Consider the following 26,651-nt stretch of genomic DNA (forward strand, 5'->3'; position numbering starts at 1 on the left):
CGGACGACCTCCTCGGCGGGCGCATCGAGGTGGGGGAGCCCGACGCGTTCGACGCCGGCTCGGTGGTGCGTCCCGCCGCGGACGAGCCCGAGCGTGCCGCCGAGGCGGCGCTGCGGCCGCGTCGCCTGGAGGAGTTCGTCGGTCAGCGCGTCGTGCGCGACCAGCTGTCGCTGGTGCTGGAGGCCGCGATGGCGCGCGGGCGGGCGCCGGACCACGTGCTGCTGTCGGGCCCTCCGGGACTGGGCAAGACGACGCTGGCGATGATCATCGCCGCCGAGCTCGGCGCCTCGTTGCGGGTCACGAGCGGGCCGGCCATCCAGCACGCGGGCGACCTGGCCGCGGTGCTGTCCTCCCTCGACGAGGGGGAGGTGCTGTTCATCGACGAGATCCACCGCCTGGCCCGCCCGGCGGAGGAGCTGCTGTACGTGGCCATGGAGGACTTCCGGGTCGACGTGGTCGTCGGCAAGGGGGCCGGCGCCAGCGCGATCCCGCTGTCGCTGCCGCCGTTCACCGTCGTCGGTGCCACGACCCGCGCGGGACTGCTGCCGGCCCCGCTGCGCGACCGGTTCGGGTTCACCGGTCACCTCGACTTCTACGCCGACGACGAGCTCGAGCGCGTGCTCGTCCGGTCCGCCGGGCTGCTGGGCGTGCCGCTCGACGCCGCGGCGGCGTCCGAGATCGCGTCGCGCTCGCGCGGCACGCCGCGCATCGCGAACCGGCTGCTGCGCCGGGTGCGGGACTGGGCGCAGGTGCGCGGGGACGGGCGCCTGTCGCTGGACGCCGCCCGGTCGGCGCTGGCGGTCTACGAGGTCGACGAGCGCGGCCTGGACCGGCTGGACCGTGCGGTGCTCGACGCGCTGTGCCGTCGGTTCGGCGGCGGCCCCGTCGGCCTGACCACCCTCGCGGTGGCCGTCGGCGAGGAGCCCGAGACCGTCGAGACGGTGGCCGAGCCCTTCCTCGTGCGCGAGGGCCTGGTGGGACGCACGCCGCGGGGCCGCGTGGCGCTGCCACCGGCCTGGGAGCACCTGGGTCTCGCGGTCCCCGCGGCCTCCGACACGCTCTTCGGCTGAGGACGCGGCGCCCCCTCGGGCGGCGGGTGGGAACGTCGGGGGACCCTGGGACGTTGGAGCGACGGGCCGCGGCGCCTAGACTGCGGCGGACGTCTGACACGAATGCGGAGAACCACCACCCCATGGACTACTCGTTCCTCATCATCATGCTGCTCGCGTTCGCCGCGCTGTGGTTCATGTCGAGCCGCTCGCGCAAGCAGCAGCGCGAGGCCGCCGAGCTGCGGAACAACCTGGAGGTGGGGGACGAGGTCATGACCGCGTCCGGGCTCTTCGGGACCGTCACCGCCATCGACGGTGACGTCGTCACGCTCGAGTCCACGCCCGGCACGCAGACCCGCTGGCTGCGCGCCGCGATCGGTCGCCGCACCGAGGCCGTCGTGGGCGAGGAGCCGTCGGAGGCCGACGCCCCGGCCGTCCAGGACGAGCCCGTGGTCGACGTCCCCGACGACCTGTCCTCGCTGCCGCCGGAGCCCCCGACGACGCCGGACGACCGCCGCGACGACAAGTGACCCACCGGCCCGGGCGACGACGCCCGGGCCCCGACCCCACCGGCCGGTCCTCCCGGGCGGTGCGCGCACGAGAGAAGAACTCCGTTGGCCCCTCCTCCCCGCCGCCGTGAACGGCCGGTCCGTACGCTCGTCATGCTCGGGCTGCTGGTCGTCGCGCTGTTCGCGTCGATCCTCGCCGGCACCCGCTGGAGCGACGCGTCCCTGACGCCGAACCTCGCGCTCGACCTCGAGGGCGGGACGCAGGTCATCCTCGAGCCCGTGCCCGAGGCGCAGGGCGACGTCACGTCCGAGACGATCAACCAGGCGATCGCGGTCATCCGCCAGCGCGTCGACGCCTCCGGCGTCGCCGAGGCGGAGATCACCAGCCAGGGTGGCGACAAGATCGTCGTCGCGCTGCCCGGCCGCCCCGACGAGGAGACCCTCGACCTGGTCCGCACCTCCGCGCAGATGGAGTTCCGTCCGGTCCTCGTCATGGGGGCCCCGGCGGCGACGCCCCAGGACCCCGCGGCGCCCCCGGCGGCGGACCAGCCGACCAAGGCGTCGCCCGACGGTCCGAGCGACATCGCGTACTACGTGACGCCCGAGGTGCAGCAGGAGTTCGACGCCCTCGACTGCACGCTGCCCGAGAACCGGACCGGTGGCGCCCCCGGCGACCCCGACACCGCGTTCGTCGCGTGCGACCAGGAGGGTCTGGCCAAGTACATCCTCGGCCCGGTCGAGATCCCCGGTGAGGACATCAAGAGCGCGACGTCCGGCATGGGGGCGACCTCCACGGGTGCCTCCACCGGCCAGTGGGTCGTCAACCTGGAGTTCACCGGCGCCGGCACCCCGAAGTTCACCGAGGTCACGACGCGCCTGGCGAGCCAGACCCCGCCGCTCAACCAGTTCGCTGTCGTGCTCGACGCGCTGGTGATCTCCGCCCCGTCGGTCAACGAGGTCATCCCCAACGGCCAGGCGCAGATCTCCGGGTCCTTCACGCGCGAGACCGCCGCGACCCTGGCGAACCAGCTCAACTTCGGTTCGCTGCCGATCAGCTTCACGGTCCAGAGCGAGCAGCAGATCTCCGCGACGCTCGGCTCCGAGCAGCTCCAGAAGGGTCTGCTCGCGGGCGTCTTCGGGCTGCTGCTGGTCGTCGTGTACTCGCTCTTCCAGTACCGCGCGCTGGGCCTGGTGACGGTCGCCTCGCTGCTCGTGGCGGCGCTCGTGACCTACGGCGTCATCACGCTGCTCTCGTGGCTGCAGGGGTACCGACTCTCGCTGCCCGGTGTCGCCGGCCTCATCGTGGCGATCGGCATCACCGCCGACTCGTTCATCGTGTACTTCGAGCGCATCCGCGACGAGCTGCGGGACGGCCGCGCCCTGGGTGCCGCCATCGAGAAGGGCTGGGAGCGCGCGCGTCGCACGATCCTGGCGTCCGACGCGGTGAACTTCACCGCCGCGATCGTGCTGTACCTGCTCGCGGTCGGCGGGGTGCGCGGGTTCGCGTTCACCCTGGGTCTGACGACGCTGGTCGACCTGCTCGTGGTCTTCCTGTTCACGCACCCGCTGATGATCCTGCTGGGCCGCACGCGGTTCTTCGCCGAGGGGCACCCCGCCTCCGGCCTCGACCCGCGCCGGCTCGGTGTCGACACGCTGCGGTACGGCGGGCGGGGTCGCGTGGTCACGCCGGGTCGGCGCGCCTCGGGTGCGCCCGCCCCGGAGTCCGCACGCGAGCCGGTCGCCGTCGGCAGCGGCGGCGGCATGACGATCGCCGAGCGCCGCGCCGCGGCCCGCGCCGCCCAGGCGGCCGCGGCACCACCGCCGGACGCACCGCCCGCGTCCGGGACCGACGAGCCCGCCGCCGAGCGCGCCGAGGGGAGCGACCGCTGATGGCCACGGGATTCGCCCAGTGGGGCAACGACCTCTACACGGGCCGCCGCTCGTACGACATCGTCGGCAAGCGGCGCAGGTGGTACGCCATCTCGCTCGTGCTCGTCCTCGTCTCCGCGGTGCTGCTCGTCAAGCCGGGGCTCAACCCCGGCATCGAGTTCCGCGGCGGCTCGGAGTTCATGGTCTCCGGTGTGCCCACCGACGACCAGCAGCTCGCGGTCGACACGGTGCAGGCCGTCTCGCCCGAGGAGGCCCCGCGCGTCACGACCGTCGGCGGCAGCTCGCTGCGTATCCAGACGGCCGAGCTCACCAACGAGCAGGTCGAGGAGGTCAAGAACGGTCTCGCCGAGGCCTTCGACGTCGGCCAGGACCAGATCACCAGCGCCTACATCGGCCCCTCGTGGGGGCAGGACGTCTCGCAGAAGGCCGTGACCGGTCTGCTCGTCTTCCTGCTGTTCGTGTCGCTGGTCATGACGGTGTACTTCCGCAACTGGCGGATGGCGGCGGCGGCGATCATCGCCCTGTTCCACGACCTCATCATTACCGTCGGGATCTACGCGGCCATCGGCTGGGAGGTCACCCCGGCCACTGTCATCGGGTTCCTCACGATCCTCGGGTACTCGATCTACGACACGGTCGTCGTGTTCGACAAGGTCCGGGAGAACACCGCGGACACGTTGGAGCAGACGCGCTTCACGTACGCCGAGCGGGCCAACCTGGCCGTCAACCAGACCCTCGTCCGGTCGATCAACACCTCGGTCGTCGCGCTCCTGCCGGTCGCGTCGATCCTCGTGATCGGTGCGTTCGTCCTGGGGGCCGGGACGCTGCGGGACATCGCCCTGGCGCTGTTCGTCGGCATGTTCGTCGGGACGTTCTCGTCGATCTTCATCGCCACGCCGCTCGAGGTCACCCTGCGGGAGCGCGAGCCGCGGATCCGTGAGCACACCGCCAAGGTGCTGGCGGCGCGCGCGGGTGGCGACGGCACCCAGGGCGAGGGCGTCACCGCCGGTGCGGTGCACGCGGCCGCGGCGCTGCGGCCGGGCGGCCACCTGGGCCAGGGCGCGCAGCCCCGGCGCAAGGGCCGATGAGCGCGCAGCACGACGGGCCGGGCACGGTGCCCGGTCCGTCGGACGACCGGGCCGCGCTGGCGCGCAGGATCGAGGCGCTCATGCGCACGGTCCCGGACTACCCGGAGCCCGGGGTCCTGTTCCGGGACATCATGCCGCTGCTCGCGGACGCCGCCGCGTTCGCGGAGGTCGTCGGGGCGCTGGCCGGCGACGCGCCGGGCCCGGTCGACCTCGTGGCGGGGATGGAGGCACGCGGGTTCCTGCTGGCCGCGCCGGTGGCGGTCGCCCTGGGTGCCGGTGTCGTCCCCGTCCGCAAGGTCGGCAAGCTGCCCGGACCCGTCGCGTCCCAGTCGTACGCGCTCGAGTACGGGACGGCCGCGGTCGAGGTGCAGCCGTTCACCATTCCCGACGGTGCGCGTGTGCTCGTCGTCGACGACGTCCTGGCGACCGGCGGCACGGCGGCAGCCACCGTCGAGCTGCTGGAGTCCTGTGGCGCCACCGTCGTGGGCCTGAGCTTCCTCGTGGAGCTCGAGGCGCTGGGCGGGCGGGCGCAGCTGCCCGGGCGGTTCGTCGACGCGTTGCTGACCGTCGACTGACGGCCCGCGACGCCGACGGGGCGCACACCCCGGGGGCGACGCAGCGCACGGTGCCGGGCCGGACGTGTCGCGGCCGTAGAATCGAGCGACCACGGAAGGGGGTGCGGGCGGATGTCGGAGAAGGTCGGAGCAGGGGCCGAGCCGGTCAGCTCGCCCGTCCCCGCCGTGCCCGGACCGGCCTCGGGCCCCGGGCCCGCGGTCACGACGCCCGGTAGCGGCACGCCCGAGGTGGACGCCGCGCAGGGGTCCACCGGCCGGGTCCGTGCCCGCCTGGCGCGGCTGTCGGGGCGGTCGGCCTCGGCGCACCCGGCGCTCGAGCCGGTGCTGCACGCGCTGCGCACGAACCACCCCAAGGCCGACCTGTCGGTGATCGAGCAGGCCTACGTGGTGGCCGAGCATGCCCACCGCGGCCAGCTGCGCAAGAGCGGCGACCCGTACATCACCCACCCCGTCGCCGTCGCGACGATCCTCGCCGACCTCGGCATGACCCCGTCGACCATCGTGGCGGCGCTGCTGCACGACACCGTCGAGGACACCGACTACTCCCTGGACCAGCTGCGGCACGACTTCGGGCCCGAGGTCGCGATGCTGGTCGACGGCGTGACCAAGCTGGACAAGGTCGCGTACGGGGACGCCGCGCAGGCGGAGACGGTCCGCAAGATGGTCGTCGCGATGTCGCGCGACATCCGGGTGCTCGTCATCAAGCTGGCGGACCGGCTGCACAACGCCCGCACGTGGAAGTTCGTCTCCGCGGCGTCGGCCGAGAAGAAGGCTCGCGAGACCCTCGAGATCTACGCGCCGCTCGCGCACCGGCTCGGCATGAACACCATCAAGTGGGAGCTCGAGGACCTGTCCTTCGCGACGCTCTACCCCAAGGTGTACGACGAGATCGTGCACCTCGTCGCCGAGCGCGCCCCGGCCCGCGAGGAGTACCTGGCCACGGTCCGTGAGCAGGTCGGCGCCGACCTGCGCACCGCCCGCATCAAGGCGACGGTGACGGGCAGGCCCAAGCACTACTACTCGATCTACCAGAAGATGATCGTGCGCGGCCGTGAGTTCGCGGACATCTACGACCTGGTGGGCGTGCGCGTCCTCGTCGACACGGTCCGCGACTGCTACGCGGCGCTCGGTGCGCTGCACGCGCGGTGGAACCCGGTGCCCGGCCGGTTCAAGGACTACATCGCGATGCCCAAGTTCAACCTGTACCAGTCGCTGCACACCACGGTGATCGGTCCCGGGGGCAAGCCGGTCGAGATCCAGATCCGCACGCACGACATGCACCGGCGCGCGGAGTACGGCGTGGCGGCCCACTGGAAGTACAAGGAGACCGCCAAGAGCGGCGGGCCGCAGGACGCCGCCGGCAACGACATGACGTGGCTGCGTCAGCTCGTCGACTGGCAGCGCGAGACGGCCGACCCCACGGAGTTCCTCGACCTGCTGCGCGACGAGATCGCCGGGGCCGAGGTGTACGTCTTCACGCCCAAGGGCGACGTCCAGGCGCTGCCCGCGGGTTCCACGCCCGTCGACTTCGCCTACGCGGTGCACACCGAGGTCGGCCACCGCACCATGGGCGCGCGGGTCAACGGACGCCTCGTGCCGCTCGACTCCACGCTGGAGAACGGGGACGTCGTCGAGGTCTTCACGTCGAAGTCCGAGACGGCCGGGCCCAGCCGCGACTGGCTCGCGTTCGTCAAGAGCCCCCGCGCGCGCAACAAGATCCGCCAGTGGTTCACCAAGGAGCGCCGCGAGGAGGCGATCGAGCAGGGCAAGGACGCCATCGCCAAGGCGATGCGCAAGCAGAACCTGCCGATCCAGCGGCTCATGTCGCACGAGGCGCTCGTCGCGCTGGCGCACGAGATGCGCTACGCGGACGTCTCGGCGCTCTACGCGGCGGTCGGTGAGGGACAGGCGTCGGCCACGTCGGTGGTGCAGCGCCTCGTGCACTCGCTCGGGGGTGAACCGGCACAGGAGGAGGACCTCGCCGAGGCGGCGCGACCCGGGTCGACCGCGCGGCGCGTGCGTACGGGCGACCCCGGTGTGGTCGTCAAGGGCGTCGAGGACGTGTGGGTCAAGCTCGCCAAGTGCTGCACGCCCGTGCCCGGTGACGAGATCATCGGGTTCGTCACGCGGGGCGCCGGCGTCTCCGTGCACCGCACGGACTGCCTGAACGTCGAGGGCCTGCGACGCCAGCCGGAGCGCATCGTCGAGGTGGAGTGGACGCACACCAGCTCCCAGCTCTTCCTCGTGCAGATCCAGGTCGAGGCGCTCGACCGCAGCCGGCTGCTGTCGGACGTCACGCGCGTGCTGTCCGACCACCACGTGAACATCCTGTCGGCCTCCGTGTCGACGTCCCGCGACCGGGTCGCGTTGTCACGGTTCGTGTTCGAGATGGCCGAGCCGTCGCACCTCGCGTCGGTGCTGGCCGCGGTGCGCAAGGTCGAGGGCGTCTTCGACGTGTACCGGGTGACCGGGTCCCGCGGGGCCGAGGAGCCGGCCATCCGCGCCTGACGCGTCACGTCGGTCGTCCGCGCCGGACGCGTCCGTCGGTCGGCCGCGTCTTCCGACGGCGTGGCGGCGTCAGACGAGCCGCAGGGTGCGGCGTGCGCGCCGCACCCCGCGCCCGCCGGCGTGCGCCTCGAGGCGGTGCAGCGCGGCGGCCGGGTCCAGGCCCACCGGCCGCAGCCGGCGCAGCACTCGCAGCGCGTCCTCGGTCGGGAGCCACCGAGCGACGTCCACGGCGGTGCGCAGCACGGTGGTGACGCGCACCCCACCGACGTCCACGACGTCGGTGTCCGTCAGGTCGGCCTCGGCCGTCGTGCGACCCGGATGGGGATCCGGTCGCCGCGCCCCGGACCGCACCAGCACCGTGACACGGCCGGGCGGTGGGCCGCCCGCGTGCACCCACGCGGCCGCCTCACGGCCGACGGCTCCGCGCGCCGGCACGAGCGCGGCGAACGCCGCCGCGCGCACGGCGGGGTGCACGGGGACGTCGGGCGCTGCGTCGGCGGCTGCTGCGTCGCCGAGCGATGGACCGTCGAGCGCCGCGTCGTCGTGCGCTATGACGTCGAGAGCAGGGACGTCGAGAGCAGGGACGTCGAGAGCTGTGGTGTCGCGTGCGGTGCGGTCGACGACGCGGGCGGTGTCCCGCCACAGCGGGGCGAGCACACCGTCGAGGTGCAGCCCTGTCCACGCCGAGGCCGGCACGTCGTCACGGCGCACGACCAGCGGTGCCGGCGGGGGAGTGCCGGGCCGCAGCCGGCGCAGGGCCCCGGGGCCCGGGACGTCGAGCGGAGAGGTCACGAACGCCAGGATGCCCGCCCTCACCCCCTGTCGGGATGGGGACGGGCATCCTGTGGACGGACGGGTCGTGCGTCAGCCGCGGGCGTCCTGCGCGGCGCGCTGGACCTGCTCCAGCCACGCGCGTCGGGCGTCGAGCGCGGCCTGGGCCTCGCTCACGCGGCGCTTGTCGCCCGCGGCGCGCGCGGCCTCGAGGTCCGCCTCGAGCCCGGCGATCGCCTGCTCCAGCTGGGCTGCGGCGCCCTCGGCCCGCGCGCGGGTCTCGGGGTTGCCACGACGCCACTGCGCGGAGTCCGCGTCACGGACCGCGCTCTCGACGGCGCGCAGCCGGCCCTCGACCCGCTGCAGGTCGGCGCGCGGCACCTTGCCGGCGGCGTCCCAGCGGTCCTGGATGGACCGCAGCGCCGCCTTCGTGGCGCCCAGGTCACGGATGGGCAGGAGCGCCTCCGCCTCGACGAGCAGGGCCTCCTTCACCTCGAGGTTCGCCCGGAACTCGGCGTCGACGGCCTCGTTGGCGGCGTCCCGCGCGGCGAAGAACGCGTCCTGTGCGGTCCGGAACCGGGCCCACAGCGCGTCGTCGACCTGGCGGTTGGCGCGCCCGGCGGCCTTCCAGCGGGTCATGAGGTCACGGAACGCGGCGGACGTGGCGCCCCAGTCGGTGCTGGACGCCAGGCGCTCCGCCTCGGCGACCAGCTGCTCCTTGACGCCCTTCGCCTCGGCGTTGCGCGCCTCGAGCTCGGCGAAGAAGTGCCGCCGCTCCCGGTCGAACGTGGTCCGCGCGTGGCTGAACCGCTTCCAGAGTGACTCCTCCGTGGGCCGGTCGATGCGCGGTCCGGAGCGCTGGGCGTCCTTCCACTGGTCCAGCAGGGAGCGCAGCTGCTCACCGGCGGGACGCCACTGGATGCGCGCAGGGTCGGTCGCCGCGATCTTCTCGGCCTGCTCGACGATCTGCGTGCGGGCCGCCACCGCGGCCTCGCGCGCGGCGGCGCGCTCCGCGTCCGCCTGGGCACGACGCTCGGCGGCGCGTGCGCGCAGCCCTTCCAGGCGTGCCCGCAGGCCGTCGAGGTCGCCGACGGCGGCAGGCTCGGCGAGCTCCTCGGTGAGGCGCGCGAGCGTCTGGTCGATCTCCTTGACGGACAGGTCCGTCGCGGACAGCCGGGCGTCGAACAGCGCGACCTTGGCCTGCAGGTCCAGGAACCGGCGTACGTACAGCGCGAGGGCCTCCGGCGCGCTCGCGCCGGGGAACTGCCCGACGACGCGCTCGCCCGCGGCCTCGACCACGTGCACCGTGCCGTCCTCGTCCACCCGGCCGAAGGTCGCGGCCCGCGCGGCCTCGGCCTCCTCGTCCGGCGTGGGAACGGGGACCGCAGGCGCGGTCGGGGTGGCGGGGCCGCCGGGACGCGGCGGCCGCGGGCCGGGACGCATCGCCGCGGGAGTCGGTCGCGGGCGACCCGGGCGGTCGCCGGGGGCCGGCGCGGGCGTGGCGGGCTGCTCGGACGCGGCGTCCACCGCGGCGACCTCGGCCGGTGCGGTCTCCGCAGCCGGCGTCGTCTCCTCGGCGGGCACGGCCTCCTCGGCGGGCACGGCCTCGTCGGCGGGCGCGGCCTCGACCGGTGCGGTCTCCTCGACCGGTGCGGTCTCCTCGACCGGTGCGGTGTCCTCGACCGGTGCGGTGTCCTCGACCGGTGCGGTGTCCTCGACCGGTGCCGACCCTGCCGGAGCCTCGTCCGCGGCGGCGCCGACCTCGGCGTCCGTCACGGCGCTCCCGGTGGCGTCGCTCGCCGGGACCTCGACCTCGGCCGGCGGCTCGGAGGTGACGTCCTGCGCGGCGTCCTCGGCCGGTGTCTCCGGCGCAGCGGTGGTGTCCTCGGTGGCAGGCTCGCCCGCCGGCGCGTCGGGAGTCGCCCCGACGGTCGTCGGGTCGCCCGCGAGGGGGGGAGCCTGCTCGGCGTCGTCCGCGGACGGCGTCGTGGGGTGCTCGGTCACTGGATCTCCACTCCCTCGATGGTGACGTCGGAGACCGGACGTTCGGTGCCGTCCTGGGTCCCCGCGTCAGCGATGGCCTGCACCACGTCCAGACCGGACGTGATGTGGCCGAACACGGTGTAGCCACCCGCCGCGTCGGACGGGATCTGCGAGTCCTCGTAGACGAGGAAGAACTGGGAGCCCATCGACTCGGCGTCGCCGCCGACGCGGGCCATCGCGATGGTGCCGGCGGGGTACACGTCGTCGGCGGGCGCGTTCTCCACCGGCCCCCACGAGTATCCCGGGCCGCCCATGCCGGTGGCCGTCGGGTCGCCGCACTGCAGCACGTGGATGCCCTGCGTCACGAGCCGGTGGCACAGCGTGCCGTCGAAGTACCCCTCGTCGGCGAGCGTCACGAAGTTCGCGACGGCCTGCGGCGCGGCCGCGCCGTCGAGCTCGACGCCGATCTCACCGGCGGAGGTGCTCAGCGTCCCGGACCAGGTGCGCGCCTCGGCCAGCGCCGCGTCGGGCGCGACGCCGCCGTTGCCCGTCCGGGCGGGGAAGGTCGCGGGGGCGGAGGGTGCGTCCTGCGGTGCGGCCGACGTCGGCGCGTCGTCGCGCGTCAGACCGACGACGGCCACCGTCCCCAGGCCGAGCGCCAGCGCGCCGGCCACGCCGCCGGCGACGACGCGGGCGCGCCTCTGGCGCGCGCGCTGCGCCTCGAGCATGCGCGCGTGCTGCTTCTCCTGCCGACGGCGCTCCTGCTCGCGCTCGCGCTTCGAAGACACCGTTCTCCCTCAGTCTCGTCGTGCCGCCGGCACGTGCGCGTCGCCGCTGCACCGCTGCCGTCCCACGTGCCACCGCCGCAGACGCGCCGGACCCCGGGACAGTCTAGGCAAGCCCGGGCCCTCGTCGCGCACGCTGACCACGGCGTGTGGTCCGGTCCTGTGCGCGTCGACGTCAGCCGCGGGTGCCCGTGCAGCGCACGCCGGGGGCCTCGTCTAGCGTGCGGGGCATGCAGATCCTCACGGTGGTCGCGACCGTCTTCGCCGCGCGGTGCTCCGTCCTCGTCGCCCCGGACGGTGACTGCGCGGTCGTCGACCCGGGCGCCGGCACGGCGGAGCCGGTCCGCGAGCTCGTCGCACGCCACGGGCTGCGGCCCCGCGGCGTGCTCCTCACGCACGGGCACGCGGACCACACGTGGGACGCGGCCGGGCTGTCCCACGCCTTCGACGTGCCCGTGCTGCTGCACGCCGGGGACGAGTACCGGCTGGCGGACCCGTTCGGCACGCTCGGGGTCCTCGACCCGCGCCACGACCCGCGCGGACCGCTCGCCCAGGCCCTGCGAGCCGTCGGTGTCGAGCCCGCCACGTGGCAGCAGCCGCAGCAGGTCCAGCCGTTCGGTCGCGCGGGGGTGGGCCGGACGGGTGACCTCGACCTCGACCTCGGCGGGGTCCGGGTCGTCGCACGGCACGCCCCCGGCCACACCGAGGGCTCCACGCTCTACCTCGTCGACGCCGGCGAGGCCGACCCCGTCGTGCTGTCCGGCGACGTGCTGTTCGCCGGCGGCATCGGCCGCACCGACCTGCCGGGCGGCGACGACGACGCCATGCTCGCGACCTTGCGCGACGTCGTGGCGGCCCTGCCGCGCGGGTCCCGCGTGCTGCCGGGTCACGGCCCCGCCACCGACGTGGCGACCGAGCTGGCGACCAACCCGTACCTGCCGCGGCAGCGCTGACCCTTCCGGGACGCCATCGCCCACGTCCCGGAAGGGGTGCGGGACCGGGCGCCGCGTTCTGGGATCATCGTGCCCATGGCGCGACCCACACCCCTGTCCGGATTCCCCGAGTGGCTGCCCGACGGGCGCATCGTCGAGCAGCACGTCCTCGACGTGCTGCGCCGCACGTTCGAGCTGCACGGCTTCGCCGGGATCGAGACACGGGCCGTCGAGCCGCTGGACCAGCTGCTGCGCAAGGGGGAGACCTCCAAGGAGGTCTACGTGCTGCGGCGCCTGCAGGAGGACCCGGACGCGGCACCGGACCGCGCGGGCCAGCTGGGCCTGCACTTCGACCTCACCGTGCCGTTCGCGCGGTACGTGCTGGAGAACGCCGGGCACCTGGCCTTCCCGTTCCGCCGCTACCAGATCCAGAAGGTGTGGCGTGGCGAGCGGCCCCAGGACGGACGGTTCCGCGAGTTCGTGCAGGCCGACATCGACGTCGTCGGCGCCGGCGCGCTGCCCTACCACTACGAGGTCGAGCTCCCGCTGGTCATGGCCGACGCGCTCGGTGCGCTGCGCGACCTGGGCGTGCCGCCGGTGCGGATCCTCGTCAACAACCGCAAGGTCGCCGAAGGCTTCTACCGCGGCCTGGGCCTGGATGACGTCGAGGCCGTGCTGCGCGGCATCGACAAGCTCGACAAGGTCGGCCCGGAGGCGGTCGCGGCGCTGCTCGTCGAGGAGGCCGGCGCCGCGCCCGAGCAGGCCGGCGCCTGCCTGGAGCTCGCCGCGATCAGCGGCGACGACGCCGCCGTCGTCGACCGTGTGCGCGCGCTCGCGGCACGCCACGGGGCGTCGAACGACCTGCTGGAGGAGGGGCTCGGCGAGCTCGGTGCGCTCGTCGCCGCCGCGGCCGAGCGCGCCCCCGGGGTGGTCGTGGCCGACCTGAGGATCGCCCGCGGCCTGGACTACTACACCGGCTCGGTCTACGAGACCGTGCTGGTCGGGCACGAGGACCTGGGCTCCATCTGCTCCGGCGGCCGGTACGACACGCTCGCGTCGGACGGCAACCAGACCTACCCGGGCGTCGGCCTGTCGATCGGCGTGTCCCGGCTGGTGTCCCGGCTGCTGTCCGCCGGCCTCGTGCGCGCGACGCGCTCGGTGCCGACCGCGGTGCTCGTCGCGGTCACGTCGGAGGAGAGGCGCTCGCGGTCCGACGCCGTCGCCGCCGCGCTGCGGGCGCGGGGGATCCCCGTCGAGGTGGCGCCCAGCGCCGCCAAGTTCGGCAAGCAGATCAAGCACGCCGACCGCCGCGGCATCCCCTTCGTGTGGTTCGTCGGCGACACGACCGACGACGGCGCACCGGCGCACGACGAGGTGAAGGACATCCGCTCGGGCGAGCAGGTCCCCGCCGACGCCGCGACGTGGGCCCCGCCGGCGGACGACCTGCGCCCGCGCGTCGTCGCGGCCGGCTGACGGCCACCACCGACCGCACCGCCGGGCCGCCCGCACCGCCGGGCCGGCCGCGCGGGCCCGGACCTCTCGACACCCGGTCGAACATGTGTTCGAATGGCCGGGTGCGATGGGACGGGCAGAAGGTCGGTGCGGGGGACGGCGACGCGCTGCCCGGGCTCGACCTGCGGACGATGCCCGGGCTCGTGCGCAGCGTGCGCACGCCGGACTTCGCCGGCGTCACCTTCCACGAGGTGCTGTGCCGCACGGCCCTCAACCGGGTGCCGGACGCGTCGGCTGTGCCGTTCCGGTGGACCGTGAACCCGATGCGCGGCTGCCTGCACGCGTGCGCCTACTGCTTCGCCCGGGGCACCCACCGCTACCTCGACCTCGACGCGGGCAAGGACTTCGACACCCAGATCGTCGTCAAGACCAACGTCGCCGAGGTGCTGCGCGCCGAGGTCGGGCGACCGTCGTGGCGGCGCGAGCACGTCGCCCTCGGCACCAACACCGACCCGTACCAGCGGGCCGAGGGTCGGTACGCCCTGATGCCGGGGATCATCGACGCGCTCGCGGGCTCGGGCACACCGCTGTCCGTCCTCACCAAGGGCACCCTGCTGCGCCGGGACCTGCCGCTGCTCACCGCGGCCGCCCGCGACGTGCCGGTCTCGCTGGCCGTCTCCCTCGCCGTCCTCGACGACGACCTGCAGCAGAGCCTGGAGCCCGGCACGCCGACGGCCCGGGCGCGTCTGGCGCTGGTCGGCGCGGTGCGGGACGCCGGGCTGCCGGTGCACGTCATGGTCGCGCCGGTGCTGCCGTGGCTGACGGACTCCACGGACCACCTGGACCGGTTGCTCGCCGCCGTCGCCGAGGCCGGGGCGCAGCGGGCCACCGTGCTGCCGCTGCACCTGCGGCCGGGCGCCCGGGAGTGGTTCCTCGCATGGTTGCGGCGGGAGCGGCCCGACCTGGTGGCCGGCTACGACCGGGTGTACCGGGGCGGGTCGTACGCCCACGCCGAGTACGGCGCCTGGCTGGCCGCGCGGGTGCGACCGCTGCTAGCACGGCACGGGCTGGACCGCGCACCCCAGGACGTCGGGGGCGGCGTGCGCCGGGGGAGGGACCGGGACACGGCGCCGCCGGCGGCGACTGAGCTGCAGCCCAGCCTCTTCTGAGGGCCGTGGCCGCCCGGGGCGGGTGCGTGCGGGGTGGTCGCGAGGTGGTCGTCCGCGTGGGCCGGGCACCGTCGGCGCACCTATGATCGGGGGTGCGTCCGTCCGGGCGCGGATCCCCGACCTGAAGGACCTTCCGTGCTGCGCACCCACACCGCCGGCTCGCTGCGTGCCGAGCACATCGGCACCACCGTCACCCTCACGGGCTGGGTGGACCGTCGGCGCGATCACGGCGGGGTCGCGTTCGTCGACCTGCGCGACGCCTCGGGCATCGCCCAGGTCGTCATCCGCGACGAGGCCGTCGCGCACGGGCTGCGTGCGGAGTACGTGCTGCAGGTCACCGGTGAGGTCGGGCGCCGCCCGCAGGGCAACGAGAACCCGAACCTCGCCACCGGCGAGATCGAGGTCGTCGCGCACGAGGTCGTCGTCCTCAACGAGTCCGCGCCGCTGCCGTTCCAGGTCTCGGCGTCCGTCGACGAGCCCGTCGGGGAGGAGGCGCGCCTGCGCCACCGCTACCTCGACCTGCGGCGTCCCGCCCCGGCCCACGCCATCCGGCTGCGCGCCCAGGTCAACCGTGCCGCGCGCGCCGTGCTTGACGAGCGCGGGTTCGTCGAGGTCGAGACCCCCACGCTGACGCGGTCCACGCCCGAGGGCGCGCGCGACTTCGTCGTCCCGGCGCGTCTGGCCCCGGGCAGCTGGTACGCGCTGCCGCAGTCCCCGCAGCTGTTCAAGCAGCTGCTGATGGTCGGCGGCCTCGAGCGGTACTACCAGATCGCCCGCTGCTACCGCGACGAGGACTTCCGCGCGGACCGCCAGCCGGAGTTCACGCAGCTCGACGTCGAGGCCAGCTTCGTCGACCAGGACGACGTCATCGAGCTCGCCGAGGCCGTGCTGACGTCGCTGTGGGAGCTGATCGGGTACACCATCCCGACGCCGATCCCGCGCATGACCTACGCGGACGCGATGCGCCGCTTCGGCACGGACAAGCCCGACCTGCGCTTCGGCCTCGAGCTGACCGACCTCACCGCGTACTTCGCCGACACCCCGTTCCGGGTCTTCCAGGCGCCGTACGTCGGGGCCGTCGTGCAGCCGGGCGGTGCGAGCACCCCCCGCCGCGGGTTCGACGCCTGGCAGGAGTGGGCCAAGCAGCGCGGGGCCAAGGGCCTGGCGTACGTCACGGTCGGCGAGGACGGCGAGCTCGGCGGCCCGGTCGCCAAGAACATCACCGAGCAGGAGCGCGCCGGGCTGGCGGCCGCGGTCGGCGCCAACCCGGGTGACGCGGTCTTCTTCGCCGCCGGCAAGCAGAGCGAGGCGCGTGCGCTGCTGGGCGCCGCCCGCCTGGAGATCGGCCGCCGCGGCGGTCTGATCGACGAGGACGCCTGGTCGTTCGTGTGGGTCGTCGACGCGCCGCTGTTCAAGCCCACGGGCGAGGACGACGACGTCGCCGTCGGCAAGGGCGCGTGGACGGCTGTGCACCACGCGTTCACGTCGCCCACCCCCGAGTGGATCGACCGCTTCGAGGAGGACCCGGGCGCGGCGCTCGCGTACGCCTACGACATCGTGTGCAACGGCAACGAGATCGGCGGCGGCTCGATCCGTATCCACCGGCGCGACGTGCAGCAGCGCGTCTTCGAGGTCATGGGCATCGGGCAGGAGGAGGCCCAGGAGAAGTTCGGCTTCCTGCTCGACGCGTTCGCGTTCGGTGCACCGCCGCACGGCGGCATCGCGTTCGGCTGGGACCGGATCGTCGCCCTGCTCACGCGCTCCGAGTCGATCCGTGAGGTCATCGCCTTCCCCAAGTCCGGTGGCGGGTACGACCCGCTCACCGGGGCACCGGCCCCCATCTCGCCCGAGCAGCGCCGCGAGACCGGGGTCGACACGCGTCCCAAGGCCGCCCAGCCGGCCGCCGGCCAGGCACCGACCGCCGAGGGGTGAGCCACCGGCTCCTGGACCGGCTGCCCGCCGTGCTGCGGAGCCGGCGGGACGTGCTGGACCAACGGCACGACTGGGCCGACGCCGCGGTGCTCGCGCAGGGCGCCGCGGCGGCGGTCCTGGTGCGCGAGCTCGCGCACGGTCCCTTCCTGTGGGCCGTCGGGGCGCACGACGAGCTCCGAGGGCTCGTCCCCGACGCGCTGCGGCGCCAGGGCCCGGGGCTGCGCTGGGCCACCGTGCCACGCGCCGTGCCCGTCGCGCCGGCGGACCTCGCGGCCGCCGGCGTCGTGCCCAGCACGCTGTGGGACCGGCTCTCGTGCGACGTGCCGCCCGGGGTGCAGCCCGGTGAGGACGGCGTCGTCCTGCTCGACGTCCACCGCGACGCCGCCGCGATCGCGGCCTGCCTCGACGTGGCGAACCCGACCACCCACGCGCGGCCCGGGGCCCCCGACGACGCGGCGTGGTGGGGTGTCCGCGACCCGGCCGGCGGACGCCTGCTGGGCGTGATCGGTGTGGCGGTGCGCGGCGGCACCGACGTCCCCTCGATGCACCTGCACGGACTGGGCGTCGTCCCCGATGCGCGCGGCCGCCGGCTGGGCACCGCGCTGGCGGCGGTGGCGACGCGCCGGGCGCTCGAGGGCGGCGCGCCCTGGGTGTCGCTGGGCATGTACGCCGACAACGCACCCGCACGCCGCGTCTACGGGGCACTCGGATTCCGGGTCGACGTCGAGAACGCGGGCTACGGGCCGCCGGGTGCCGCACGCCCCTGACGTGCCCCTGGCTCCGCCACGGCGCTCACCGGGCGGTCCGCGCCGGGCGTGGTTACCGTCGACCGTGACGTCGAGGGAGGGAGCACGATGACGCTGGACGGCAAGGTCGCGCTGGTCACGGGCGCGGGATCGGGCATCGGACGGGCGACGGCGGTGCGCCTGGCGCAGGACGGTGCGACCGTCGTCGCGGTCGGGCACCGCCAGGAGAGCGCCGACGACGTCGCCGCGGAGGTCCGCGCGGCCGGCGGGCGCGTGCTGCCCGTCGCCGCCGACGTCGGGGACGCCGCGGCGGTGCGCGAGGTCTACGCACGCGTCGAGCGCGAGCTGGGCCGCCTCGACGTGGTCGTGGCCAACGCGGGCGTCAACGGCGTGTGGGCGCCGCTGGAGGAGATCGAGCCGGAGGAGTGGCAGGCCACCCTCGGCACCAACCTCACCGGGACGTTCCTCACCCTGCGCTACGCGCTGCCGCTGCTGCTGCGTCAGGGCGGGGCCGTCGTCGTGGTGTCGTCCATCAACGGGACCCGGACCTTCACGACGCCCGGGGCGTCCGCGTACGCCACGAGTAAGGCGGGTCAGGTCGCGTTCGCCCGCATGGCGGCGGTCGAGCTCGGCCCGCGCGGGGTGCGCGTCAACGCGGTGTGCCCCGGCGCCATCGAGACGAACATCGACGACAACACCGAGCAGCGGGGCACGGACGACCTCGGGCTGCCGGCGCAGTACCCGCAGGGGCAGATCCCGCTCACGGGGGAGGAGCCCGGCTCGCCGCAGGAGGTGGCCGACGTCATCGCGTTCCTGGTGTCCGACGCGGCGCGACACGTGACGGGGACCGAGGTCTTCGTCGACGGTGGGCAGGGCCTGGTCGCCTGACGGCCCGTCGGCCCCCTGCCCGCGCCGCTCGACGGCTCAGTGCAGGATCGCGAACCGGTCGTACAGCCGGCGCAGGGGGCGCGGGGCCCACCAGTTGGCGCGGTCCAGGACCGTCATCGTCGCCGGCACCAGGAACAGGCGGACGACCGTCGCGTCGATCAGCACCGCGAACGCCAGCGCGAACCCGACCTGCTTGATCACCACCAGGTCACCGGCCACGAACCCGGTGAACACCACGATGATGATGGCGGCGGCCGACGTGATGATCCGCCCGGAGCGCTGCAGCCCCAGCCGCACCGCGGCGTCGGTCGGCAGCCCCTCGTCGTGCAGCTCCTTGACGCGCGAGAGCAGGAAGACCTCGTAGTCCATCGCCAGGCCGAACGCGAAGGCGACGACGAGCGCCAGCACGTACGTCTCGATGCCTGCCGTCGACGTGAAGCCCAGCAGACCCTCGAGGTGCCCGTCCTGGAAGCCCCAGACCAGCACGCCCAGCGAGGCGAGGATCGACAGCACGTTGGTCAGCAGTGCCTTGACCGGGATCACCACCGACCCCGTCATGAGGAACAGCAGCAGCAGCGTCGCCACGCCGACCACGGCCAGCGCGACCGGTGCGCGCTCCACGAGTGCCGCCGTGAAGTCGATCTGCGACGCGGCCTGCCCGACCACCCACCGCTCGAACGGCGCCGGGACGTCGCGGACCTCCCGCACGACGTCCGCCGCGACCGACCCGCCGGGGTCGGTGGTGTCCGCCCGGACGCCGATGACGACGTACGAGCCCAGCTCGGCCGGCGGGTCGACGGACGCCACGTCCGGCAGGTCCGCGAGCTCCTCGGCCCACGCGGTGGCCTCGGCCAGCGACGTCGCGGCGACCACGGTCACGGCGGGTGCCGCCGCCGCCGGGTAGTTCTCCTCCAGGTCACCCACGTACTCGCGCTGCGTGGTGCCCGCGGGCAGCAGCTCCAGCCCGCTGATCCGCAGCTCCATGCGCAGCGCCGGGGAGGCCAGCAGCACCAGGAGCGCGACGGACCCCACCATGACCCACCAGGGGTGGCGCTGGACCCGGGCGGCCAGGGTCGAGAACGCGCCCTCCTCGCGCTGCACGTCCGACGCGCGGCGCAGCAGGGGGATCCGCGCCAGCAGTCCCGGGCGCGACAGGCGGCGGCCCGTCAGCGTCAGCAGGGCCGGGACGAGGGTGATCGCCGTGGCGACCGCCACGAGCACGACCGCCACGCCGCCGGCACCGACGGCCCGCAGGATGTCCGGGCGGAACACCAGCAGCCCCGCGATCGACACGGCGACGGTCACGGCCGAGAACACGACGGTCCGCCCGGCGGTCGCCATCGTCCGCTCCACGGCCGCGACCACCGGTCCGTCCCCGCGGCGGCGCCGAGCCCCCGCACCGTCGTCCGTCCCGACCGCGCGCTGCAGCTCCTCGCGGAAACGCGACACGATCAGCAGGCCGTAGTCGATGGACAGGCCCAGGCCGAGCACGGTGACGACGTTGACGACCGACGCGTCCACGTCCATCACGTACGTGAGCGCCAGCAGCGCGCCCAGACCGCCGGCGATGGAGGCGAGCGCCCCGGCCATCGGCATCGCGGCGGCGAGGAACCCGCCGAAGACGACGACCATGATGAGCAGCGCGATCGGCAGCGCGACGACCTCACCGGTGCGCAGGTCGTCCTCGACCTGCTGCGTGATCTCGTCGACGACGAGGTGCTCGGCACCCACGACGCCGCGCACGTCCGGTGCGACCTCCCGCAGGTCCTGGGGGACCTCGCGCAGCCGCTGCTCGACGTCCTCGAGCGCGGCGGTCTGCTGGTCCGCCGGCAGGTCAGGCTCCAGCTCGACGACCACGAGGAACCCGTCGCCGTCCTGCGCCAGCAGCGGCGCAGCCGCCGGGCTCTGCACACCGCCGGGGAGCACCAGGGGGTCGATCACGGACGCCACCCCGGGCACCGCCGCGACCTGCGCCCGCGCCTCCTCGAGGGCGGGGCCGACCGCGGGGTCCGCCGGGTCGATGCCCGTCAGCACGAGGTTCACCGCGGGTCCGGTGGTCCGCTCGTCCGCGAGGATCTGCTGGCCGCGGGTCGACTCGGCGCCCGGGACCCCGGGCCCTCCGGCAGCGACGCGGTCGAACAGGCTCTCGCCGTGCAGACCTTGGACGGCGAGGCCGTAGCCCACGACCGTGAGCACCAGCCAGACGACGACGGTCAGGCGCGGGTGGTGGGCGACCGTGCGACCCAGGCGTGCGAACACGCCCGCCATGCTCGCAGGTCGGTGGCCACCGGCGCATGTCACGGGCCGCGGACGCCGCGTCGTGCGCCGCCGTGACCGTGCGCGGTGCTGTCGCCGGCGGTGCGTAGGCTCGCAGGCATGGACCTGTTCGACGCGGTCGTCTCGACCGCGCAGGGGCTGCCCGCGCCCGGCGCCGGGGCCCCCCTCGCGGTGCGCATGCGACCCCGCACCCTCGCCGAGGTCGCCGGCCAGGGGCACCTCCTCGTGGCGGGCTCGCCGCTGCGCCGCCTGGTCGAGCCCGCCGACGAGGCGTCGCGCCGCGCGGCACCGTCGTCGGTGATCCTGTGGGGGCCGCCCGGGACCGGCAAGACGACCCTGGCCTACCTCGTCGCCAGCACCTCGGGGCGGCGCTTCGTCGAGCTGTCCGCCGTCACCGCGGGCGTCAAGGACGTGCGGGCCGTGGTCGAGGACGCCCGGCGCCGGCTCGCGTCCGACGGGTCGGAGACCGTGCTGTTCATCGACGAGGTCCACCGCTTCACCAAGGCCCAGCAGGACGCGCTGCTGCCCAGCGTCGAGAACAGGTGGGTCACGCTCGTGGCCGCCACCACGGAGAACCCGTCGTTCTCGGTCAACTCCCCGCTGCTGTCACGCTCCCTGCTGCTCACGCTGCAGCCCCTGACCACGGACGACGTGCGCGCCCTCGTCGAGCGTGCCGTCCGCGACGAGCGGGGCCTGGCGGGTTCCGTCGCGCTGGACGACGACGCGCTCGACCACCTGCTGCGCCTCGCGGGTGGCGACGCCCGCAAGGCGCTGACGATCCTCGAGGCGGCCGCCGGGGCGGCGCTCGCGGACCGTGGCCCTGCGGCCGACGACGCGACGCCCGCCACGGTCGACCTCGCCACCATGGAGCGCGCGATCGACGTCGCGGCCGTGCGGTACGACCGCGACGGCGACCAGCACTACGACGTCATCAGCGCGTTCATCAAGTCGGTCCGCGGCTCCGACGTCGACGCGTCGCTGCACTACCTGGCGCGGATGATCGCGGCGGGGGAGGACCCCCGGTTCATCGCGCGCCGCATCGTCATCTCGGCGGCGGAGGACGTCGGCATGGCCGACCCCAGCGCGCTGCAGACCGCGGTCGCGGCCGCGCAGGCCGTCGCGCTGATCGGGATGCCGGAGGCGCGGATCATCCTGGCCGAGGCGGTCGTGCACCTGGCGACGGCCCCGAAGTCCAACGCCGCGTACCTCGGCATCGACCGGGCGCTCGCCGACGTGCGGGCGGGCCGGATCGGCAGCGTCCCGCCCCACCTGCGCGACGCCCACTACGCGGGTGCGCAGGGGCTGGGCCACGGCAAGGGCTACCGCTACGCGCACGACGAGCCGCACGCGGTCGCCCCGCAGCAGTACCTGCCGGACGAGCTGGCCGGCACGCGCTACTACGAGCCGTCGGACCGCGGGTTCGAGCGGTCGGTGGGGGAGCGGCTGACGCGGATCCGCTCGATCCTCGACCCCGGGACGCGGTCGGGCTCGGGCACGTCCGGCGGGTGACGGTCGGTGTGCGCACGCCGCGGTCGGTCGGACGGTGGTCGTCGGGTAGCATGGACCGGTCGTCCGCCGCGTGCGGGCGATCGTGCGGTCCGCCGCACGAGCACCACCAGCAAGCAGCACCTGGGGCCCTAGCCCGTGGCGCCGACCGTCCTGCGACGGTCTGGGCGCCGCACCAGTGGTCGGCCCCACGCCCGCCGGAACCCTTTCCGTCCGGACCTCGTCCGGTGCGCGGGTGTGCTCGTCCATCGACACGACAGGAAGTACCTCTGTGAGCAACGTGACCCGCTCGCGTCGCCAGGTCCGCCTGAGCCGCGCGCTCGGCCTGGCCCTGACGCCCAAGGCCGTCAAGCACTTCGAGAAGCGCCCCTACCCCCCGGGTGAGCACGGCCGCGCCCGTCGCCGCACCGAGTCGGACTACGCGGTGCGGCTGCGCGAGAAGCAGCGTCTGCGCGCGCAGTACGCGCTGCGCGAGAAGCAGCTCGCCAAGGCGTACGAGAACGCCCGCAAGGCCCCGGGCCTGACCGGTGAGGCCCTCGTCGAGGACCTCGAGACGCGTCTGGACGCCCTGGTGCTGCGCGCCGGGTTCGCCCGCACGATCCTGCAGGCGCGCCAGACGGTCACGCACCGTCACGTGCTCGTCGACGGCAAGATCGTGGACCGCCCGTCGTTCCGCGTGAAGGAGGGCCAGACCCTCCAGATCAAGCCGAAGTCGCAGGCCACGGTGCCGTTCCAGGTCGCCGCCGCCGGTGCCCACCGCGACGTGCTGCCGGCCGTGCCGGGCTACCTCGAGGTCCAGCTCGAGAAGCTCAGCGCCACGCTGGTGCGTCGCCCCAAGCGCGCCGAGGTCCCCGTGACGTGCGAGGTCCAGCTGGTCGTCGAGTACTACGCCCGCTGACCCGTTCCTCCCGACGGACGCCCCGCCGCGCACCTGTGCCGGCGGGGCGTTCGCGCGTCCGGACGACGCACGCCCGCGCCGCGCGTGGTGCGGCACCGGCGCGCGGGTAGGGTGACGTGGTCCGGAACCGGACGAGGACCCAGGCGTGAGGAGTGTCGGACATGGTGTCGATCGGTGACGTCGCGGGGCTCATCGCCGCGATCGCGTTCGTGGCTCTCGTCGGGTTCGTCGCGCGCCCGCTGCTGCGGCTCGCCGACGTGCTGGACGAGACCCGCACCTCCGTCAAGGAGATCACCGACCACGCGCTGCCGGTGCTGGACGAGACGGCCCGCGTCGTCGCGTCCTCCGCGACGCAGATCGACAAGGTCGACACCGTCACGACCGCCGCGGCCCAGGTCGGGGAGAACGTCTCCGCCCTGACGTCGCTGGTCACGGCGACCGTCGGCGCCCCGCTGCTCAAGGTCGCCGCCTTCTCGTACGGCGTGCGCCGGGCCCTGGCCGGGCTGCGCGCCGGCGGTGGCGTGCGATGAGGCGCCTGTTCTGGGTCGGCGTGGGCGCGGCCCTCACGGTCGTGGTCGTGCGGCAGGGCCGTCGGCTGGTGGCGCACTACGCGCCGCCGGGATCGACGGACGCCGTCGCGGGGGCCGTGCGCGTGGGCCAGGCGCTGCGCGCCGCCCGCGAGGACTTCCGCAGCGGGGTCGCCGAGCGTGAGGCGGAGCTCCTGGAGGCGCTCGTCGGCGACGTCGACGTCGACACCGTGCGGGCCAACGCCCCGCGGCACCGCGCCGAGCTGCGCGAGGCGTTCGGCCGCCCGGCCGCCGGGACCCTGGCCGGCGACCTGAGCGCCCGGGGCTGGGCCGACGAACCCACCACGGACCCCGACGACGACGAGCAGGCCCCGTTCTTCTGAGCGTGAGCCCGCACCACCCGGGCCGTACCCGGCCCACCCGAACCGTCCGCCGCCCTCCGGCGGCGGACCGCACCTGACGAGGACGACATGCGCACCGCCGAGATCCGCCAGCGCTGGCTCGACTACTTCGCGAGCAAGGACCACGCCATCGCGCCGTCCGTGCCGCTCATCTCCCCGGATCCGTCGATCCTCTTCACGATCGCCGGCATGGTGCCGTTCATCCCGTACATCCTCGGCACGCAGGACGCGCCCTGGCCCCGGGTCGCGAGCGTGCAGAAGTGCATCCGCACGAACGACATCGAGAACGTCGGCCGCACCACGCGGCACGGCACGTTCTTCCAGATGATGGGGAACTTCTCGTTCGGCGACTACTTCAAGACCGGTGCCATCGAGCTGGCCTGGGAGTTCCTCACGGCCCCCCAGGAGTCCGGGGGTCTCGGGCTCGACGGCGACCGGCTGTGGGTGACGATCTGGAACGAGGACGCCGAGTCCGCGGACGCGCTGGTGCGCGTCGGCGTCGACCAGCGTCACATCGTGCGGCTCCCGCGCGAGGAGATCTTCTGGGACACCGGCCAGCCCGGCCCCGCCGGTCCCTGCGCGGAGTGGCACTACGACCGCGGCCCGGAGTTCGGTCCCGAGGCGGAGGGCGGCACGGTCGACCCCGGCGGCGACCGGTACCTCGAGATCTGGAACCTGGTCTTCGACCAGTTCGTGCGCGGCGAGGGGCGGGGCAAGGACTACCCGCTGCTGGGCGAGCTCGAGCGCAAGGCGATCGACACCGGCGCGGGCCTCGAGCGCATCGCGTACCTGCTGCAGGGCAAGAACAACCTGTACGAGACCGACGAGGTCTTCCCGGTCATCCAGCGCGCGGCCGAGCTGACGGGCCGGCGCTACGGCGCGGGCGGCGAGGACGACGTGCGGCTGCGCGTGATCGGCGACCACGTGCGCTCGTCGCTCATGCTCATCGGCGACGGCGTCTCGCCGTCCAACGAGGGACGTGGCTACGTGCTGCGCCGGCTCGTGCGCCGCACGGTGCGCTCCATGCGTCTGCTCGGCGTCGAGGAGGCCGCGCTGCCCGAGCTGCTGCCGATCAGCCGCGACCTGATGAGCGCGTCGTACCCGGAGGTCGCGCGGGACTTCGACCGCATCGCGCAGATCGCGTACGGCGAGGAGGACGCGTTCCTCCGCACGCTGACGGCCGGCACGACGATCTTCGAGGGCGCCGTCACCAAGGCGAAGGCGTCCGGCGGCCAGGGCGGCGTCGTGCTGACCGGTGAGCAGGCGTTCGCGCTGCACGACACCTACGGCTTCCCGATCGACCTGACGCTGGAGATGGCGGCCGAGCACGGCGTCAGCGTCGACGAGCAGGCGTTCCGCACCCTGATGCAGGCGCAGCGCGAGCGTGCCCGCGCGGACGCGCTGGCCAAGAAGACCGGCCACGCCGACACCAGCGCGTACCAGCAGCTGCACCAGGCGCTGAGCAGCGAGAACGGCGGCCCGGTCACGTTCGTCGGGTACACCGACACCACGGCCCAGGCCAGGGTCGTCGGTCTGCTCGTCGACGGGGTGCCCGCGCCGGCGGCCACCGCGCCCGCGCACGTCCAGGTCGTGCTCGACGTCACGCCGTTCTACGCCGAAGCGGGCGGTCAGCTCGCCGACACCGGCACGATCAGCCTCGAGGGCGGCGGCATCGTCGAGGTCGACGACGTGCAGGCGCCGATCAAGGGCCTGTCGGTGCACCACGGGCGGCTCGTCGACGGCACGCTCACGCTCGGCGACGCCGGCACCGCCACGATCGACACCGCGCGTCGGCGTGCGATCGCGCGCGCCCACACCGCGACGCACATGGTCCACAAGGCGCTGCGCGAGGAGCTGGGCGACACCGCGACGCAGGCCGGGTCCGAGAACGCGCCGAGCCGGCTGCGGTTCGACTTCCGCTCCGGCTCCGGTGTGCCCGGCTCGTCGCTGTCCCAGATCGAGGGGCGCGTCAACGAGCGGCTGCAGGACGACCTCGAGGTGACCGACCGCGTCATGGCGATCGACGAGGCGCGCGCCCTGGGTGCGATGGCGCTGTTCGGCGAGAAGTACGGCAACGAGGTCCGGGTCGTGTCGATCGGCGGGGACTGGTCGCGCGAGCTGTGCGCCGGCACCCACGTGCGCCGGTCCGGCGAGCTCGGCCTGGTGACGCTCCTGGGGGAGTCGTCCATCGGGTCCGGCGTGCGGCGCGTCGACGCCCTCGTCGGCGACTCCGCCTACGGGTACCAGGCCAAGGAGCGCGCCCTGGTCAGCCAGCTCTCCGGGCTGCTCGGGGCGCGCCCCGACGAGCTCGGGGACCGCGTGTCGTCCCTGCTGACGCGGGTGCGCGAGTCCGAGAAGCAGCTGGCCGCGTTGCGCCAGGCACAGCTCCTCGCGGCCGCCGGAACGCTCGCGGCGGGTGCGACGCAGGTCGGCACCGCGCTCGTCGTCGCCCACGACGCGGGCGAGGTCGCCGCACCCGACGACCTGCGCACGCTGGCGCTCGACGTGCGGGGCCGCCTCGGTGAGGCGTCGCCCGCGGTCGTGGCCGTCGGCGGCGTCGCGAAGGGCCGTCCCGTGGTCGTCGTCGCGACGAACGCCGCGGCGCGCGAGGCGGGCCACCGTGCCGGTGTGCTGGTGCGGACCGCATCCGGCGTGCTCGGTGGCGGGGGCGGCGGCAAGGACGACGTGGCGCAGGGCGGCGGCACCGACGCCGGCCGGCTGACCGAGGCGCTCGAGGGCGTCGTCGCGGCGGTCCGGGGCTGACG

The 26,651-nt window shown here is 74.5% G+C and carries 21 protein-coding genes; 17 read left to right on the top strand and 4 right to left on the bottom strand.

All coding sequences use genetic code 11. The annotated features are described in order from the left end of the window. Positions 1 to 23 precede the first annotated feature (23 nt). The 6 genes from ruvB (at position 24) to BMZ16_RS07035 (ending at position 7,619) form a co-directional block, all read left to right on the top strand. The gene (gene ruvB, locus BMZ16_RS07010; protein ID WP_089799925.1) at positions 24 to 1,070 is read left to right on the top strand and encodes a Holliday junction branch migration DNA helicase RuvB; all 1,047 of its coding nucleotides are present in this window, start codon (positions 24 to 26) and stop codon (positions 1,068 to 1,070) included. A 122-nt stretch (positions 1,071 to 1,192) separates the two neighbouring features. Then, the gene (gene yajC, locus BMZ16_RS07015; protein WP_089798910.1) at positions 1,193 to 1,579 is read left to right on the top strand and encodes a preprotein translocase subunit YajC; all 387 of its coding nucleotides are present in this window, start codon (positions 1,193 to 1,195) and stop codon (positions 1,577 to 1,579) included. A 132-nt stretch (positions 1,580 to 1,711) separates the two neighbouring features. Beyond that, positions 1,712 to 3,448, top strand: coding sequence for a protein translocase subunit SecD (secD, locus tag BMZ16_RS07020; protein ID WP_089798911.1), 1,737 nt, complete (start codon positions 1,712 to 1,714; stop codon positions 3,446 to 3,448). Then, positions 3,448 to 4,536, top strand: coding sequence for a protein translocase subunit SecF (gene secF, locus BMZ16_RS07025; protein WP_089798912.1), 1,089 nt, complete (start codon positions 3,448 to 3,450; stop codon positions 4,534 to 4,536). Before secD ends, secF begins: the two co-directional genes overlap by 1 nt. After that, the gene (locus tag BMZ16_RS07030) at positions 4,533 to 5,111 is read left to right on the top strand and encodes an adenine phosphoribosyltransferase (protein ID WP_089798913.1); all 579 of its coding nucleotides are present in this window, start codon (positions 4,533 to 4,535) and stop codon (positions 5,109 to 5,111) included. The genes secF and BMZ16_RS07030 overlap by 4 nt, the downstream gene beginning before the upstream one ends. 111 nt (positions 5,112 to 5,222) lie before the next feature. Further along, on the top strand, positions 5,223 to 7,619 hold the full coding sequence (locus BMZ16_RS07035) for a RelA/SpoT family protein (RefSeq protein WP_218143334.1): 2,397 nt from the start codon (positions 5,223 to 5,225) through the stop codon (positions 7,617 to 7,619). Between the two features lie 69 nt (positions 7,620 to 7,688). Here BMZ16_RS07035 and BMZ16_RS07040 read toward each other — a convergent pair whose 3' ends face one another. The 3 genes from BMZ16_RS07040 to BMZ16_RS07050 all read right to left on the bottom strand — a co-directional run bounded on the left by BMZ16_RS07040 (position 7,689) and on the right by BMZ16_RS07050 (position 11,161). After that, complete coding sequence (locus BMZ16_RS07040; protein ID WP_143082770.1) at positions 7,689 to 8,411, bottom strand: hypothetical protein; 723 nt, start codon at positions 8,409 to 8,411, stop codon at positions 7,689 to 7,691. 72 nt (positions 8,412 to 8,483) lie between these two features. Then, positions 8,484 to 10,394, bottom strand: coding sequence for a DUF349 domain-containing protein (locus BMZ16_RS07045; RefSeq protein ID WP_089798915.1), 1,911 nt, complete (start codon positions 10,392 to 10,394; stop codon positions 8,484 to 8,486). Then, positions 10,391 to 11,161: a peptidylprolyl isomerase gene (locus BMZ16_RS07050; RefSeq protein WP_089798916.1), complete on the bottom strand. Its 771-nt coding sequence runs from the start codon at positions 11,159 to 11,161 to the stop codon at positions 10,391 to 10,393. The genes BMZ16_RS07045 and BMZ16_RS07050 overlap by 4 nt, the downstream gene beginning before the upstream one ends. Before the next feature lie 227 nt (positions 11,162 to 11,388). Here BMZ16_RS07050 and BMZ16_RS07055 point away from each other — a divergent pair, with 227 nt between their 5' ends. The 6 genes from BMZ16_RS07055 to BMZ16_RS07080 all read left to right on the top strand — a co-directional run bounded on the left by BMZ16_RS07055 (position 11,389) and on the right by BMZ16_RS07080 (position 18,277). Then, complete coding sequence (locus tag BMZ16_RS07055) at positions 11,389 to 12,111, top strand: MBL fold metallo-hydrolase (protein ID WP_089798917.1); 723 nt, start codon at positions 11,389 to 11,391, stop codon at positions 12,109 to 12,111. A gap of 75 nt (positions 12,112 to 12,186) precedes the next feature. Continuing rightward, positions 12,187 to 13,563 (top strand): histidine--tRNA ligase, encoded by a 1,377-nt coding sequence (hisS, locus tag BMZ16_RS07060; RefSeq protein ID WP_089798918.1) that lies wholly within the window; start codon positions 12,187 to 12,189, stop codon positions 13,561 to 13,563. A gap of 101 nt (positions 13,564 to 13,664) precedes the next feature. After that, positions 13,665 to 14,711: an Rv2578c family radical SAM protein gene (locus tag BMZ16_RS07065; protein WP_089798920.1), complete on the top strand. Its 1,047-nt coding sequence runs from the start codon at positions 13,665 to 13,667 to the stop codon at positions 14,709 to 14,711. A gap of 135 nt (positions 14,712 to 14,846) precedes the next feature. Further along, the gene (aspS, locus tag BMZ16_RS07070; protein ID WP_089798922.1) at positions 14,847 to 16,643 is read left to right on the top strand and encodes an aspartate--tRNA ligase; all 1,797 of its coding nucleotides are present in this window, start codon (positions 14,847 to 14,849) and stop codon (positions 16,641 to 16,643) included. Beyond that, a complete protein-coding gene (locus BMZ16_RS07075) occupies positions 16,640 to 17,410 on the top strand; it encodes a GNAT family N-acetyltransferase (protein ID WP_089798924.1) in 771 nt (256 codons plus the stop codon). Before aspS ends, BMZ16_RS07075 begins: the two co-directional genes overlap by 4 nt. 87 nt (positions 17,411 to 17,497) lie before the next feature. Beyond that, positions 17,498 to 18,277: an SDR family oxidoreductase gene (locus BMZ16_RS07080; protein ID WP_089798926.1), complete on the top strand. Its 780-nt coding sequence runs from the start codon at positions 17,498 to 17,500 to the stop codon at positions 18,275 to 18,277. A 36-nt stretch (positions 18,278 to 18,313) separates the two neighbouring features. On the opposite strand, the gene BMZ16_RS07085 is transcribed toward BMZ16_RS07080, so the two are convergent. Further along, positions 18,314 to 20,545, bottom strand: a complete 2,232-nt coding sequence (locus tag BMZ16_RS07085) for an MMPL family transporter (protein WP_089798928.1) — start codon at positions 20,543 to 20,545, stop codon at positions 18,314 to 18,316. Between the two features lie 108 nt (positions 20,546 to 20,653). Here BMZ16_RS07085 and BMZ16_RS07090 point away from each other — a divergent pair, with 108 nt between their 5' ends. The 5 genes from BMZ16_RS07090 to alaS all read left to right on the top strand — a co-directional run bounded on the left by BMZ16_RS07090 (position 20,654) and on the right by alaS (position 26,649). Next, positions 20,654 to 22,063, top strand: a complete 1,410-nt coding sequence (locus BMZ16_RS07090) for a replication-associated recombination protein A (protein WP_089798930.1) — start codon at positions 20,654 to 20,656, stop codon at positions 22,061 to 22,063. Positions 22,064 to 22,331: 268 nt separating this feature from the next. After that, entirely contained in the window at positions 22,332 to 22,958 is a 627-nt protein-coding gene (gene rpsD / locus BMZ16_RS07095) for a 30S ribosomal protein S4 (protein ID WP_089798933.1), read from the top strand. A 164-nt stretch (positions 22,959 to 23,122) separates the two neighbouring features. Then, positions 23,123 to 23,488 (top strand): DUF948 domain-containing protein, encoded by a 366-nt coding sequence (locus tag BMZ16_RS07100; protein ID WP_089799929.1) that lies wholly within the window; start codon positions 23,123 to 23,125, stop codon positions 23,486 to 23,488. Continuing rightward, the gene (locus BMZ16_RS07105; protein ID WP_089798935.1) at positions 23,485 to 23,868 is read left to right on the top strand and encodes a hypothetical protein; all 384 of its coding nucleotides are present in this window, start codon (positions 23,485 to 23,487) and stop codon (positions 23,866 to 23,868) included. The genes BMZ16_RS07100 and BMZ16_RS07105 overlap by 4 nt, the downstream gene beginning before the upstream one ends. A gap of 87 nt (positions 23,869 to 23,955) precedes the next feature. Further along, the gene (alaS, locus tag BMZ16_RS07110) at positions 23,956 to 26,649 is read left to right on the top strand and encodes an alanine--tRNA ligase (RefSeq protein WP_089798938.1); all 2,694 of its coding nucleotides are present in this window, start codon (positions 23,956 to 23,958) and stop codon (positions 26,647 to 26,649) included. Positions 26,650 to 26,651 lie beyond the last annotated feature (2 nt).

Origin of the sequence: Cellulomonas sp. KH9, assembly GCF_900114185.1 — a bacterium.
Taxonomy (GTDB): Bacteria; Actinomycetota; Actinomycetes; order Actinomycetales; family Cellulomonadaceae; genus Cellulomonas.

Excerpts from the sequence above, each read along its gene's own strand:
- BMZ16_RS07055 (WP_089798917.1), top strand. The coding sequence starts at position 11,389 with ATGCAGATCCTCACGGTGGTCGCGACCGTCTTCGCCGCGCGGTGCTCC.
- BMZ16_RS07105 (WP_089798935.1), top strand. The coding sequence starts at position 23,485 with ATGAGGCGCCTGTTCTGGGTCGGCGTGGGCGCGGCCCTCACGGTCGTG.
- alaS (WP_089798938.1), top strand. The coding sequence starts at position 23,956 with ATGCGCACCGCCGAGATCCGCCAGCGCTGGCTCGACTACTTCGCGAGC.
- BMZ16_RS07035 (WP_218143334.1), top strand. The coding sequence starts at position 5,223 with ATGTCGGAGAAGGTCGGAGCAGGGGCCGAGCCGGTCAGCTCGCCCGTC.
- BMZ16_RS07030 (WP_089798913.1), top strand. The coding sequence starts at position 4,533 with ATGAGCGCGCAGCACGACGGGCCGGGCACGGTGCCCGGTCCGTCGGAC.
- secD (WP_089798911.1), top strand. The coding sequence starts at position 1,712 with ATGCTCGGGCTGCTGGTCGTCGCGCTGTTCGCGTCGATCCTCGCCGGC.
- yajC (WP_089798910.1), top strand. The coding sequence starts at position 1,193 with ATGGACTACTCGTTCCTCATCATCATGCTGCTCGCGTTCGCCGCGCTG.
- hisS (WP_089798918.1), top strand. The coding sequence starts at position 12,187 with ATGGCGCGACCCACACCCCTGTCCGGATTCCCCGAGTGGCTGCCCGAC.
- BMZ16_RS07090 (WP_089798930.1), top strand. The coding sequence starts at position 20,654 with ATGGACCTGTTCGACGCGGTCGTCTCGACCGCGCAGGGGCTGCCCGCG.
- BMZ16_RS07080 (WP_089798926.1), top strand. The coding sequence starts at position 17,498 with ATGACGCTGGACGGCAAGGTCGCGCTGGTCACGGGCGCGGGATCGGGC.
- BMZ16_RS07085 (WP_089798928.1), bottom strand. The coding sequence starts at position 20,545 with ATGGCGGGCGTGTTCGCACGCCTGGGTCGCACGGTCGCCCACCACCCG.
- secF (WP_089798912.1), top strand. The coding sequence starts at position 3,448 with ATGGCCACGGGATTCGCCCAGTGGGGCAACGACCTCTACACGGGCCGC.